Genomic DNA, 14506 nt, shown 5'->3' with positions numbered 1-14506 from the left:
TTGAAATCAATAATAGCAAAAATACCTGCTTTTATGACGGTTATTATGCCTTCATTCAAAGATCTTACTTCAAAAATTGATCCATATGGTTCATGCCTGTTCCGGCATGGTTAAGGAGAAAAAATGGCAACTGACAATGCGCCACGTGGGCTCCCTCGGATCCTGCAGTGGATTCTTGCCGGGCTGATGCTCATCATTGGCCTGGCAATCGGTATTCTCGGCGCAAAACTCATCGCTGTCGGCGGCACTTTCTATTTCGCGATAATGGGCCTGGCGATGGTTATCGCCTCGGTACTCATTTTCCGTCACCGCCGCAGCGGTCTCATACTCTATGCAATTGCGTTTATTGCATCGATCATCTGGGCGATCGGTGACGCTGGCTGGACCTACTGGCCGCTGTTCTCGCGCCTGTTTACCTTTGGCGTACTGGCCTGTCTTTCAGCGCTGCTCTGGCCGTTCCTTTCAGCCACGCCAGCGAAAAAAGGTCCGGCATTTAGCCTCGCGGCGGTGATCGCTATTGTGCTGTTGGCCAGCTTCGGCTGGATGTTCAAATCCCAGCCGCTGGTCAGCGCCACTGAAGCGGTACCGGTAAAACCTGTCGCCGCTGGCGAAGAACAAAAAAACTGGGAGAACTGGGGCAACACCACCCACGGTGACCGTTTCGCCGCGCTTGACCAGATCAACAAACAGAACGTTAACCAGTTGAAGGTCGCGTGGATTGCCCATACCGGCGATATTCCACAGAGCAATGGCGCTGGGGCGGAGGATCAGAATACACCGCTACAGATTGGCGATACGCTTTACGTCTGCACCCCTTACAGTAAAGTACTGGCGCTGGACGTGGATAGCGGTAAAGAGAAATGGCGCTACGATTCAAAAGCCAGTTCTCCTAACTGGCAGCGCTGCCGTGGTTTAGGTTATTACGAAGATAGCCAGGCCCGGACGACGCCAGTCACCGACGCGCAACCTGCCGCCTGTACCCGTCGTCTGTTTCTGCCAACCATTGATGCCCGTCTGATCGCCATTAATGCCGACAATGGCCAACTATGCGACGACTTTGGCAACCACGGTACTGTCGATCTCAGCGTCGGTATGGGAGAAATCAAACCGGGTTACTATCAGCAAACCTCAACACCGCTGGTTGCAGGCCACTTAGTGGTGGTGGGCGGTCGCGTGGCGGATAACTTCTCCACCGGCGAGCCTCCGGGCGTCGTTCGCGCTTATGATGTACATACCGGTAAGCTGGCGTGGGCATGGGATCCGGGTAACCCGAATCTGACTGGCGAACCGCCAGCAGGCCAGACATATACTCGCGGGACACCTAACGTCTGGTCGGCGATGTCTTATGACGCGAAACTGAATCTGATTTATCTACCAACTGGTAACGCTACACCGGATTTCTTTGGCGGCGAACGTACCCCGCTCGACGATAAATACAGTTCATCTATCGTTGCCGTTGATGCGACCACTGGTCAGGTACGCTGGCATTACCAAACCACTCATCACGATCTGTGGGACTTCGACCTGCCGTCTCAACCTTTGCTGTACGATCTGCCTGACGGTAAAGGCGGCACGACGCCGGTGCTGGTTCAAACCAGCAAGCAGGGCATGATCTTTATGCTCAACCGGGTAACCGGTCAGCCCGTCGCGAAAGTGGAAGAACGTCCGGTTCCGGCTGGCAACATCAAAGGCGAACGCTACTCCCCGACCCAGCCCTACTCCGTCGGAATGCCAATGATCGGTAACGAAACGCTGACAGAATCGGATATGTGGGGCGCAACGCCAGTCGATCTGTTGCTGTGCCGTATTGAGTTTAAAGAAATGCGCCACCAGGGCATCTTTACGCCGCCGGGCGAAGATCGTTCTTTGCAGTATCCGGGCTCTTTAGGCGGCATGAACTGGGGAAGCGTGTCCGTTGACCCGAATAACAGCCTGATGTTCGTTAACGATATGCGCCTCGGTCTCGCCAACTATATGGTGCCACGCGCAAAAGTAGCGAAAAACGCCAGCGGTATTGAGATGGGTATTGTGCCAATGGACGGTACACCGTTCGGCGCGATGCGCCAGCGTTTCCTGTCGCCGTTGGGTATTCCTTGCCAGAAACCGCCCTTCGGCACCCTGTCGGCTGTCGATCTGAAAACCGGCAAACTGGTATGGCAGGTTCCGGTGGGCACCGTCGAAGACACTGGCCCGCTGGGGATCCGCATGCATATGCCCATCCCTATCGGTATGCCGACCCTGGGCGCGTCATTGTCAACCCAGTCCGGCCTGCTGTTCTTTGCTGGCACTCAGGATTTCTATCTGCGGGCATTTGATACCGCTAACGGGAAAGAGATCTGGAAAGCTCGTCTGCCGGTGGGAAGCCAGTCCGGGCCGATGACCTATGTGTCGCCAAAAACCGGCAAGCAGTATATCGTCATCAACGCCGGCGGCGCTCGCCAGTCACCGGATCGTGGCGATTACATCATCGCCTACGCGCTGCCGGATCGGAAGTAATACGGTTGAATAACCCGGGTATGCCCGGGTTATTGTTAGCGTCAGAAAGATCAATTCTCGCCGAAATGAATAACGGTACGAATTGATTTCCCCTGATGCATCAGGTCGAAGGCCTCATTGATTTGGTCCAGCGGCATGCGGTGGGTAATAAACGGATCAAGACGAATTTTGCCCGCCATTGCCTCTTCCACCATCCCCGGTAACTGGGTACGCCCTTTAACGCCGCCGAACGCCGAACCACGCCAGACGCGCCCGGTCACCAGCTGGAACGGACGGGTTTTGATCTCCTGCCCGGCGCCAGCCACACCGATAATCACGCTTTCCCCCCAACCTTTATGGCAGCACTCAAGCGCCGCGCGCATCACGTTAACGTTACCAATGCATTCAAAGCTGAAGTCCACGCCGCCATCGGTCAGTTCAACAATCACGTCCTGAACCGGCTTATCGTAGTCGTTGGGGTTGATAAAGTCGGTCGCCCCCATCTCTTTAGCGAGAGTGAATTTTTCCGGGTTGGTATCGATCGCCAGAATACGTCCGGCTTTCGCCTGCACCGCGCCCTGGATCACCGCGAGGCCGATCCCGCCGAGGCCGAAGACCGCCACGGTGTCGCCCTCTTTCACTTTCGCCGTATTGTGTACCGCGCCGATACCGGTGGTCACGCCGCAGCCCAGCAGACACACTTTATCCAGCGGCGCCTGTGGGTTCACTTTCGCCAGGGAAATTTCCGCACAGACGGTATATTCACTAAAGGTGCTGGTGCCCATATAGTGATAAATCGGCTCGCCGTTATAAGAGAAACGGGTGGTGCCGTCCGGCATCAGGCCTTTACCCTGAGTGGCGCGGATCGCCTGACAGAGGTTGGTTTTACCTGATTTGCAGAACTTGCACTCGCGACATTCGGCGGTATACAAAGGAATAACGTGGTCGCCTGCTTTCAGGCTGGTCACGCCCTCACCGACTTCAACCACAATACCGCCGCCTTCATGGCCGAGAACCGCCGGGAAAACGCCTTCGGGATCGTCGCCTGAAAGGGTGAAGGCATCGGTATGACAAACGCCAGTGTGGGTGATTTTGACCAGCACTTCGCCTTTTTTCGGCGGCGCGACGTCAATCTCAACAATTTTCAGCGGCTGGCCCGGGCCAAACGCGACGGCTGCACGTGATTTCATATCTCTCTTCCTCATGGTGATTTTATTTTAAATAGGATCGTAGCAGATGGCCGACTTCCGCCATTCTGGCGGCCCGCTGATCGGGCGTTGTTTCACCGCTGACCAGTTCATCTTTCAGGTGAATTTCAACCATTTCTCCCATCAGACCATTAGCCGCGCCGCGAATAGAGGCAATCTGTTGCAGAATGGTCATACAGGGTTCTCCGGACGCCAGCGCCCGTTCGAGCGCTTCGACCTGGCCGCGGATGCGCCGTACCCGGCTGAGGGCGCGCTTTTTATCTTCAGGTGAATGTGGCATGGTTACGCCCTCCATATTATATAGGGGGGTATACTATATTGATTCGTATAAAGAGGCAAATTAACTCGCCGTTTTAACCGTAGCATAGCGATGAGAATTTGCGTTTAACTGAGGTGAAGGATCATCGATTCGCAGCGTAAATCTGCTCAGCCAGACGAAACAAAATGTCCCGGAGCAATTTTGAACAGCGCTTGTGCTGGCCCTGGAAGGGCGAGTCCCTCACCACGAGTCGCGCCCGCTCCGCCAGATGACGCGGGAGTCGAGCGGACTGCGCAGCGGCAGGTTTTCAGCGCAATTAGCGTTTGCGGGGCATCATCCGCAGCAGCGTGTTGTCTTTCCATAAATAGTGGTGCATCAGCGCTGCCAGCGCATGCAGGCCAATAATAAAGTAACCTGTATTGGCCAGCAGCTCATGCCACCCTTTCAGCGTATCCACCAGCTCAAAGTCGCTTTCCGCCGCATGCGGCATAGTCAGACCAAAAGCAAACCAGGGATGACCGCGATAATACATCATCACCATGCCAATCACCGGCAGCCCAATGAACAGCAGATAGATAATCAGATGACCGAGGTGAGCAAAGCCCGTCATCATTGGTGACGGTTTGGGTACAATCGGCGGTGCCGGAAATTTCAGTCGCACTAACAAGCGCGCCACCATCAGAACAAAGATAGCGATCCCGCATGAGACATGAAGCATATTAATGGCTGGCCGTGCGCTACGTGGAAAAAAGCCCCGCAGTTCCATCGCGGCATAAGCAACGATCACGAATAGAAAGACCAGCCAGTGGATACCAATCTGTATGCCGGAGTATTTATCGCGCATGGAAAAACCCTTTAAAGACGCTGTGATGCCGTCAACATAGCCACCTTTTATTAAAAAATCATTAACGTTTACGTACTTATAAAAAACAATACCCCATAGACACCTCTGCCGGGGCGTACTGGCGTTATCGGCGAAAGCAATTAACCGTCCGACCACTCGCAGGTAAATCGTCCTTTACATACGACAAAAAAGTGTGATGTTGATCAAACACAAAAAAATAACCGACGCAGAGGAGTATTTGTATTACGTCCGTTACCGGGGTATGCCCTGAGTGTTATTGCGCGGATTTTTCGATACCAAAGCATTAAGAGGAGAAGTAACCATGGTCACTTACGATCGTAACCGCAATCCCATTACCAACGGAAGCCAGGTGATGATTAATGGGACAGGTAAGACAGGTAGAATTATTGCCATACATTCCAATGGGTTAACTCCAGCCCAATTACGTCGCAACAAAACTGTTGAAGTCGAAGGCAATGAAGGCAAGTTCGAACCTGTCGAACTGATCCGCCTGGGGTTCCACTAAGAACGTGAATATTGCTGCGGCGCCGACTGACAACACTCTGGAAAATCAGAGGTTCGGCAAACGGCGCCGGGAAGGCGCTCTCCTGTAACGAACAGGAGAATAATGCGCAAAAACGGGTCAATTTCAGCCAGTTGGCCCGATTATTTAGCCTGCAATTCTCTGCGGATAATTTCTGCGCCGGCCGTTAACGCATCGAGCTTACCTCTGGCTACCCGACGAGATAACGGAGCCATTCCGCAGTTAGTTGAAGGATAGAGCTTATCGGCATCAACAAACTGAAGTGCTTTACGTAACGTCGCGGCGACCTCTTCCGCTGTTTCTATGGTATTGGTTGCCACGTCAATGGCCCCAACCATCACTTTTTTGCCACGAATCAGTTCAAGCAGGTCCATTGGCACATGCGAGTTATGGCACTCCAGTGAAATGATATCGATCGCGGAGGTTTGCAGTTTAGGAAACGCTTCTTCATATTGTCGCCACTCCGATCCCAACGTTTTTTTCCAGTCGGTATTGGCCTTAATGCCATAGCCATAACAGATATGAACGGCGGTTTCGCATTTAAGCCCTTCGATGGCTTTTTCTAACGCGGCGATTCCCCACTCATTCACTTCATCAAAAAAAACATTAAAGGCAGGCTCATCAAACTGAATAATATCGACGCCGGCAGCTTCCAGTTCTTTCGCTTCCTGGTTGAGAATTTTTGCGAATTCCCAGGCCAGTTTTTCACGGCTTTTATAGTGGCTATCATAGAGCGTATCGACCATCGTCATTGGTCCCGGCAGCGCCCACTTAATCGGCTTTTTAGTGAGCTGCCGTAGAAACCTGGCGTCTTCAACAAAAACAGGTTTCTGGCGCTCAACGGCCCCCACCACCGTCGGTACGCTCGCATCATAGCGATCGCGAATTTTAACCACCTGACGTTTCTCAAAATCGACACCGCTGAGGTGCTCAATAAAGGTTGTGACAAAGTGCTGACGCGTTTGTTCGCCATCGCTGACGATATCAATTCCGGCACGGAGTTGATCGTACAGGGCCAGACTCAGCGCATCTTTTTTCCCCTCAACTAACTCTTCGTTTTGTAATTTCCAGGGGGACCAGAGCGTCTCAGGTTGTGCAAGCCAGGAAGGCTTCGGTAAACTACCGGCAGTCGAAGTGGGTAACAACGTTTTCATCGTAAATCGCCTTATTTGTTCGGTTAATTAAAGAGCATAGTGAGCAAACCATTGCTCAAACATATTTTTATACGGCTTGATAAAGTGCTCTTCAGTAAACTTACCCTGTTCAATAGCTAACTGAGTACGCTCTTCCCGGTCATAAACAATTTTTGTTAATGAGTGATCCTGATGATTCAGATCAGGTTGATAGCATTGTCCCGCGGCAGAATTCGCATTATAAATTTCAGGCCGGTAGATTTTCTGGAATGTCTCCATCGTGCTGATAGTACTGATAAGTTCAAGATCAGTGTAATCAGTCAGTAAATCGGCATCAGCGGCAAAATAAAATGCCAGGGGCGCAACGCTGTTTTTGGGCATAAAATAACGCACCCGCAGACCCATTTTATTGAAGTACTGTTCGGTCAAAGACGAACCATCTGGCTGATATTCAATACCGAGCACAGGATGCTCATTCCCCGTCCGTTGATAAACATCTTTGCTTGATACGCTAAGGCAAATCACCGGCTGTTTTTGGAAATTATCTTTGTACTCTTTCGAGTTAACAAAATGCTTGAAGATATTTCCGTGTACGTCGCCAAAGTTATCCGGGATGCTAAAGCTGGATTGGTTTTTATTATGCTGCAATAATAATACGCTAAAATCGTAATCCCGGACATACGAAGAGAAGTTATTCCCGACAATGCCTGCAATACGTTTATCGGTCTTGTGGTCAACAATAGCGGTTTCCAGTATTTCAATTACTGGAAAAGTATCACCGTTAGCTGCAATCTGCATATCAACAGAAATGATTTCCAGCGCGATGGAATAACGGTCGGCTTTGGGGTTATCCCAGTACGCCAGCGTATTGAAGCGATTGTTCATCATCACTAATGTGTTGCGCAGGTTCTGTTGACGATTGTCACCTCTGGCCAAATTCGCAAAGTTGGTCGTAATACGCGTATTCGCCGAAGGGTTATAGTTTTCATCGAAAAGTGTGCGCTTAACAGTAAATGTAAAATCTTGATTCATCGCGAACTTGCATCCTGAGTTCTGTTATGAAAACTGCGTTTTTTGTTGATTTCCCAGCACTAACTGGTTACGCATACCGCAGCTTTCATGTTGCCAGTAAGTTAATATTGCATATTTTATGCCAGAACCAGCGGCTGAGTGAAAGCGAGTTAATTTCATTACAACATGAGCCATATTCATGATCGAAGAGACGGCCGGGTCATGCGCTATTGTCTCCCCTCTTGTTCATCCGGAACTGGGCGAAATCCCCGGATCTGCTGCGGGTCTGTCCGGAAGAGGACAGGAATATCATGATTACGTTACATGCGCACTACCGGGAAACGGGCAAAAAAAACCGCCATATATCTGGCGGTAAATGAATGCTTGCATGGATATACCCGTCATACTTCAAGTTGCATGTGCGTAGGCTTTCCTCGTTTACCCCAGTCACGTACTGGAGTACGCTCCCGGGGATTCACTGCGTCGCCGCCTTCCTGCAACTCAAATAATTTAGGGTATAGATCGTATTATGCATTTTTATAGTCAGGGTGTAAGGCACCCTGCTTACGTCTCTTCGTCACGCTACCACAAACGACTTCAATGAAAGCTAAACAGCGCTGGTGCTCAAAGTTTCTCTGCCAGCGCTTTAAGCTGCGCAATTAACGCTTTTTTTTCCCCGTCGTCGCCTGACGTATGAGGCCAGGTTGACTGGCGGATAATCAAGCGCGCGGGCAACAATTCACGAATTTTCATCTGCGGCGCGGCCATTAGCTGAATCAGTAACTCAACCGCCCGTTTACCCAACAGGTTAAAATCCTGAGCGACGGTGGTTAACGGCGGCTGGAAGTACAGGCTGTCGGCCGTATCGTCATAGCCAGTGACTGAAATCGCCTGGCTTCCGGTGCGATTAATCTGCGCCAGGGCACTAAGTACACCGAGCGCCATCTGGTCATTAGCCACTACGATCGCCGTAATCCGCGGGTGCCGATGCAGCAGCTCAAAGGTCTTATTCCAGCCGCTGGCGGCGCTCCAGTCGCCAAATACCGTCACCGCATTGCTGACTCCCAGCCGGTGCAGCGCCTCGCGCCAGCTGCTTAACCGCATGCGCGCGGAGACGGAACTCTCCGGCCCTGCAAGCAGGCCGAACTCACGGTGCCCCGCGTCCCAAAGATGGCGCACGCAGGCGCCGCAACCGTCGCGGTGATCGAAACGTACACAGCACACATCGGTCTCCGGCGACACATCCAGAAACAGGCAGGCAATGTCGGGATTCTCCTCCACAAGTTGCTCCGCAAGCGTACTTTCTAATGGCAAACTGATAATCGCCCCGCGAATATTCTGGGCGCGAAACTCATTTAGCCTGGCCTGCAGGGAGGGAGCGTTGACCTGCGCTGGCATCGCGATAGAGACCTCCAGTTGGTGCGCACCGGCATGACTTTTTACCGCCGCCGCAATTTGTGAAGGCGCATGCAGCGTTAGCGAGGCAGTAATCAGCCCAATTGATGACGCGGATTTGCCAGCCAGTAATTGTGCTGAACGGTTCGGCACATAGTGCAGCGCCTGCATGGCGCGCATCACTTTATCGCGAGTACGCTCGGAAACCACGTCCGGATTATTCAGTACCCGGGAAACCGTCTGCTGAGAAACACCCGCCTCGCGGGCCACATCTTCTAACCTTGCCAAACGCCGCGGCATCATACGCTCCTTCTGTCAGAAAACCTCAATGTCTTACGCTAACATTTTATGTTTAGAAAACGACAAAAATCCGCCATTTTACTCACGTTTCGTGATCGAAAGTGGGTTTCATTTTCACCAATATTGCGGGAAAAAGGAAAATACCTGATAACCGGATCATCATTGTCTAGCGAACGACATTTTTATCAAAAATTCGTCAGGTATACGTATGCAACAACTCGATTCCATCTCCGCTACGAGCGCAAAGTTTCATCAAGTGCTCGCCCGGGAAGACTGGCAAAACCAGACTATCACTCATCTTAATCGCCTGCCGGCCCACCCGACCTTTTCCAGCTGGCGCGATACCGGCGCGGCACGGGAAAACCAGCCTTCGCTCAATCGCCGCCAGCTTGATGGTCAGTGGCAGTTTTCTTACGCCCGCAGCCCGTTTGACGTCGATGCCTGCTGGCTGGAAAGGGATTTGCCGGACAGCCGCAGTACGCCGGTCCCGTCTAACTGGCAAATGGAAGGCTATGACGCCCCTATCTATACCAATGTCCGTTACCCTATCGACACAACGCCGCCGCGCGTGCCAGAGGAGAACCCGACCGGCTGCTATTCGCTGATATTTCGCGTCGACGAAGGCTGGCGGACCGACGGCCAGACGCAAATTATCTTCGACGGCGTCAACTCCGCGTTCCACCTGTGGTGTAACGGCGAATGGGTCGGTTACTCGCAGGACAGTCGTCTGCCTGCGGCCTTCGATCTCACGCCATACCTTCAGGCAGGCGATAACCGCCTCTGTGTAATGGTGATGCGCTGGAGCGCGGGAAGCTGGCTGGAAGATCAGGATATGTGGCGTATGAGCGGGATCTTCCGGTCGGTCTGGCTGTTGAATAAACCGTCGTTACATCTCAGCGATGTGCAGCTCACGCCACGCCTGGATGCACTCTATCGCGATGCCGATCTGCTGGTGAATGTAAGCGTCGCCGCACCGGCATCGCAACTGGACGAACTGACGGTGAAAGTAGATCTCTGGGATAACGCGCACCGTGTCGCCAGTCACCAGCAGACACCAGGATCGCCGATAATTGATGAGCGTGGAAACTATGCTGAACGCGCGACGATTCACCTGCCGGTAGAACGCCCGGCGCTGTGGAGCGCGGAAACGCCGAACTGCTACCGCGCGGTTGTGTCCCTGTGGCGTGGAGATCATCTGCTTGAAGCCGAAGCCTGGGATATCGGTTTTCGCCGGGTGGAAATCAAAGACGGCCTGCTGCTGCTGAACGGTAAACCGCTGCTGATCCGCGGCGTCAACCGCCACGAACATCACCACCAGCGCGGGCAGGTGGTGAATGAAGAGGATATGGTGCAGGACATTCTGCTGATGAAGCAGAACAACTTCAATGCGGTGCGCTGCTCCCACTACCCTAACGCCTCGCGCTGGTACGAACTGTGCGACCATTACGGGCTGTATGTCGTTGACGAGGCCAATATTGAAACCCACGGCATGGTGCCAATGAATCGTCTTTCCGACGATCCCGCCTGGCTACCGGCCTTCAGCGCGCGCGTCAGCCGGATGCTGCAAAGCAACCGCAACCATCCGTCGATTATTATCTGGTCGCTGGGAAATGAGTCCGGTGGCGGCGGCAACCATGAAGCGATGTATCACTGGCTGAAGCGCAACGATCCCTCCCGTCCGGTGCAGTATGAAGGCGGCGGCGCCGACAGCACGACAACCGATATTATCTGCCCAATGTACGCCCGCGTCGAACGCGACCAGCGCATTCCCGAAGTGCCGAAATGGGGGATCAAGAAGTGGATCGGTTTGCCAGGCGAGCAGCGCCCGCTGATCCTCTGCGAATATGCCCATGCGATGGGGAACAGCCTGGGCAACTTTGCAGATTACTGGCAGGCGTTTCGCGACTATCCGCGCCTGCAGGGCGGTTTTATCTGGGACTGGGCCGATCAGGCCATCAGTAAAACGTTTGATGACGGCCGCGTTGGCTGGGCCTACGGCGGTGATTTTGGCGATAAACCCAACGATCGCCAGTTCTGCATGAACGGGCTGGTTTTCCCCGATCGCCGCCCGCACCCATCATTAATTGAAACCAAACACGCACAGCAGTTTTTCCAGTTCTCCCTGCTGGCGCAAAGTCCACTGCGTATCAGCATCTGCAGCGAATATCTGTTCCGCGCCACCGATAACGAACTGCTGCGCTGGCAGGTGCAAGCAGCGGGCGAAACCTTTGCGCAGGGGAGCGTCAGGCTTGCGCTTGCGCCGGAAGGACGCAACGAACTGACGCTGTGCGAGAATTTGCCGCTACCCGCCGGTGCTGAACAGGTGTGGCTGACGCTGGAAGTTATCCAGCCGCAGGCCACCGCCTGGTCCGCTGCCGGGCATCGCGTCGCCTGGCAGCAATTTCCGCTCGCCGCTCCGTTAGTTGTTCACGCACCGGCTCCCGCCGGTACTGCGCCCGCGCTGGAATGTAGCGATAACGCCTGGACCGTACGCTGCGGCGCGCAGCACTGGGTTATCGACAAACAAAGCGGTTTGTTAACCCACTGGCGGGTGGACGGTGTGCAACAACTGCTGACGCCATTGCGCGACCAGTTTGTGCGCGCGCCGCTGGATAATGATATTGGCGTCAGCGAAGTGGAACGTATCGATCCTGATGCCTGGGTGGAACGCTGGAAAAGCGCGGGTCTCTACAACCTTAGCCCGCGCTGCGTGCAGTGTGAGGCTCAGCGCCTGAACCATGAGGTGGTGATTGATTGCCGCTGGCACTATCTACGCGGCGACGAGGTGGCGATCGTCAGCCACTGGCGGATGACGTTCGATGCCGCGGGTAAGCTGCACCTGGCGATCGAGGGCGAACGCGCCGGAACCCTGCCGCCGCTGCCGCGCATCGGACTCAATTTCCAGGTTCCTGATCAGCGTAAACCGGTCTCCTGGCTTGGCTACGGCCCGCACGAAAACTACCCGGACCGCCGCAGCAGCGCCTGTTTCTCCCGCTGGGAGTTGCCGCTGGAGGAGATGACCACGCCCTATATTTTCCCGACGGAAAATGGCCTGCGCTGTGACAACAAAGCGCTGGACTGGGGACACTGGCACGTGGCGGGTAATTTCCACTTCTCTGTACAACCCTACAGCACCCGGCAGCTAATGGACACTGACCACTGGCACTGGATGAAACCGGAAAACGGCGTCTGGATCACTCTTGATGGCCAGCATATGGGTATCGGCGGCGATGACTCCTGGACTCCCAGCGTACTCCCGCAATGGCTGCTGCTGGAGACGCACTGGCACTATCAGCTAACGATTTATTTCCAATAATAAGCGGGGAATATAAGAGCCTATCCCACCAGGCGTTATTGGCGCAGACAGTTTGAACACGGCCAGCGCGGATGAACCGGAGCGTACACGCAGTACGTGAGGATTCTGAGCACTGCCCAGGTTCAAAATGACAAGCAAAATAGCCTTAATGGGATAGGCTATAAATCCCTATAATAAACAGATACATAATGTCACTCGGCTCTCATCGCGGCCGCGGGCGAATCAAAAGACGCCGTTTACAACGGTGCCGTAGGGATAAGGTCCAGGGATGGGCCGGTAATTGGCGTAGCCAATGAAGAGACAACCTGAATGACAACGTATCATAATATGGACTATTCACAATGAAACTCTCTGAACTCGCACCACGGGAACGGCATAACTTTATCTATTTTATGCTGTTCTTTTTCTTCTACTATTTCATTATGTCGGCCTACTTCCCCTTCTTTCCGGTGTGGCTGGCGGAAGTGAACCACTTAACCAAAACTGAAACGGGGATTGTTTTTTCCTCTATTTCGTTATTCGCTATCATCTTCCAGCCTATTTTTGGTCTGGTTTCCGATAAGCTTGGGCTGCGCAAGCATCTGTTGTGGACTATCACCATTTTATTAATGCTGTTTGCCCCTTTCTTTATTTTTGTCTTCTCGCCGCTATTGCAGATCAATATTATTGCAGGTGCCCTGGTGGGCGGGATCTATCTGGGAATTGTCTTCTCCAGCGGTTCCGGGGCTGTAGAAGCCTATATCGAACGCGTCAGTCGCGCTAACCGCTTTGAATATGGCAAAGTCCGTGTCTCCGGCTGTGTCGGCTGGGCCCTGTGCGCCTCGATCACCGGTATTCTGTTTGGGATTGACCCCAATATCACCTTCTGGATCGCCTCCGGTTTTGCCCTGATCCTCGGCGTACTGCTGTGGGTATCGAAGCCGGAGAGCAGCAATAGCGCTGAAGTTATCGATGCGCTTGGCGCTAACCGCAAGGCTTTTTCGATGCGCACCGCCGCTGAACTGCTGCGCATGCCGCGTTTCTGGGGCTTTATCATTTACGTGGTCGGCGTTGCCAGCGTGTATGACGTTTTCGACCAGCAGTTCGCTAATTTTTTCAAAGGATTCTTTTCCAGCCCGCAACGTGGAACCGAAGTTTTTGGCTTCGTCACCACTGGCGGAGAATTGCTCAATGCGCTGATTATGTTCTGCGCCCCGGCTATCGTTAACCGAATCGGCGCCAAGAACGCCCTGCTGACCGCAGGATTAATTATGTCCGTGCGTATTCTGGGGTCGTCTTTTGCCAGCTCGGCGGTGGAAGTGGTTATCCTGAAAATGCTGCATATGTTTGAAGTACCGTTCCTGCTGGTCGGCACCTTTAAGTATATCGCCTCTGCGTTTAATCCAAAGCTTTCGGCGACGCTATTCCTGATTGGTTTTAATTTGTCGAAACAGCTTTCGGGGGTTGTGCTCTCGGCATGGGTTGGACGGATGTATGATACCGTCGGTTTCCATCAGGCTTATCTGATTCTGGGCTGTATTACGCTGAGCTTTACCATTATTTCACTGTTTACCCTAAAAGGGAGCAAAACGCTGCTTCCGGCAACAGCGTAAAATAATACCGCCGCGGGCAGTTGCCTGCGGCTTTTCACATTTGCAGGCTGACAAAGATGATAAGGTGTGCAGGCATGCAGCGCCGACCCAGCCTGAAGAATATCGGGCCATCTGTTTTTTTATGATCTTTTCTGCCAGATATTTCGCCAATACGGCTTAACAGAAGAATTTTTTCATGCCACGAGTCAATGCCACTCTTTTAAGCTTATCCGTGTTCTCATGACTCTCGTTGAAAACGCCAAAGAAATAGCGTTCATTGTCAATGGTTTGCGACACGATCCTGTAGTTTAGCGGCTGACCGGACTTCGCGCCGTATTGCGCGGGGGTAACAGAAACCTCTGTCGCGTTATCGGCAACGCTGACCATCAGGCCGTCGCCTTTTCCACCTACCAGCATCACCTTAATTAGCGAGTGCACCATGTCCCTCCC

Annotated in this window: 11 protein-coding genes; 4 read left to right on the top strand and 7 right to left on the bottom strand. The window is 53.1% G+C overall.

Going from position 1 to position 14506, the window contains the following annotated elements; all coding sequences use genetic code 11:
- Nucleotides 1-123 precede the first annotated feature (123 nt).
- Complete coding sequence (locus ABK821_RS13995; protein ID WP_308563350.1) at nucleotides 124-2496, top strand: glucose/quinate/shikimate family membrane-bound PQQ-dependent dehydrogenase; 2373 nt, start codon at nucleotides 124-126, stop codon at nucleotides 2494-2496.
- Between the two features lie 50 nt (nucleotides 2497-2546).
- On the opposite strand, the gene ABK821_RS13990 is transcribed toward ABK821_RS13995, so the two are convergent.
- The 3 genes from ABK821_RS13990 to cybB form a co-directional block, all read right to left on the bottom strand.
- Complete coding sequence (locus tag ABK821_RS13990; RefSeq protein WP_343178407.1) at nucleotides 2547-3665, bottom strand: S-(hydroxymethyl)glutathione dehydrogenase/class III alcohol dehydrogenase; 1119 nt, start codon at nucleotides 3663-3665, stop codon at nucleotides 2547-2549.
- 22 nt (nucleotides 3666-3687) lie between these two features.
- Complete coding sequence (locus ABK821_RS13985) at nucleotides 3688-3963, bottom strand: metal/formaldehyde-sensitive transcriptional repressor (RefSeq protein WP_138362202.1); 276 nt, start codon at nucleotides 3961-3963, stop codon at nucleotides 3688-3690.
- 295 nt (nucleotides 3964-4258) lie between these two features.
- Nucleotides 4259-4786 carry a cytochrome b561 gene (cybB, locus tag ABK821_RS13980; RefSeq protein ID WP_138362201.1) on the bottom strand — a complete coding sequence of 176 codons (528 nt, stop codon included), beginning with the start codon at nucleotides 4784-4786 and terminating at the stop codon, nucleotides 4259-4261.
- A 322-nt stretch (nucleotides 4787-5108) separates the two neighbouring features.
- Here cybB and ydfZ point away from each other — a divergent pair, with 322 nt between their 5' ends.
- Nucleotides 5109-5312, top strand: a complete 204-nt coding sequence (gene ydfZ / locus ABK821_RS13975; protein ID WP_138362200.1) for a putative selenium delivery protein YdfZ — start codon at nucleotides 5109-5111, stop codon at nucleotides 5310-5312.
- 140 nt (nucleotides 5313-5452) lie between these two features.
- Here the strand turns inward: ydfZ and ABK821_RS13970 are convergent, their stop codons facing one another.
- The 3 genes from ABK821_RS13970 to ABK821_RS13960 form a co-directional block, all read right to left on the bottom strand.
- On the bottom strand, nucleotides 5453-6484 hold the full coding sequence (locus ABK821_RS13970; RefSeq protein WP_138362199.1) for a methionine synthase: 1032 nt from the start codon (nucleotides 6482-6484) through the stop codon (nucleotides 5453-5455).
- A 27-nt stretch (nucleotides 6485-6511) separates the two neighbouring features.
- Nucleotides 6512-7495: a DUF1852 domain-containing protein gene (locus ABK821_RS13965; RefSeq protein WP_138362198.1), complete on the bottom strand. Its 984-nt coding sequence runs from the start codon at nucleotides 7493-7495 to the stop codon at nucleotides 6512-6514.
- Between the two features lie 603 nt (nucleotides 7496-8098).
- Nucleotides 8099-9169: a LacI family DNA-binding transcriptional regulator gene (locus ABK821_RS13960; protein ID WP_343178408.1), complete on the bottom strand. Its 1071-nt coding sequence runs from the start codon at nucleotides 9167-9169 to the stop codon at nucleotides 8099-8101.
- 208 nt (nucleotides 9170-9377) lie between these two features.
- Here ABK821_RS13960 and ABK821_RS13955 point away from each other — a divergent pair, with 208 nt between their 5' ends.
- Both ABK821_RS13955 and ABK821_RS13950 read left to right on the top strand, forming a co-directional pair.
- Nucleotides 9378-12485 (top strand): beta-galactosidase, encoded by a 3108-nt coding sequence (locus ABK821_RS13955; protein WP_343178409.1) that lies wholly within the window; start codon nucleotides 9378-9380, stop codon nucleotides 12483-12485.
- 341 nt (nucleotides 12486-12826) lie between these two features.
- A complete protein-coding gene (locus tag ABK821_RS13950; protein ID WP_142501887.1) occupies nucleotides 12827-14077 on the top strand; it encodes an MFS transporter in 1251 nt (416 codons plus the stop codon).
- 156 nt (nucleotides 14078-14233) lie between these two features.
- Here the strand turns inward: ABK821_RS13950 and ABK821_RS13945 are convergent, their stop codons facing one another.
- Nucleotides 14234-14494, bottom strand: coding sequence for a hypothetical protein (locus tag ABK821_RS13945; protein WP_171034922.1), 261 nt, complete (start codon nucleotides 14492-14494; stop codon nucleotides 14234-14236).
- Nucleotides 14495-14506 lie beyond the last annotated feature (12 nt).

The organism is Klebsiella sp. KE9456 (assembly GCF_043832615.1).
Classification (GTDB): Bacteria; Pseudomonadota; Gammaproteobacteria; order Enterobacterales; family Enterobacteriaceae; genus Klebsiella; species Klebsiella indica.
Note: the sequence above shows the minus strand (reverse complement) of the source record. Positions and strands in the feature narration are given on the sequence as shown.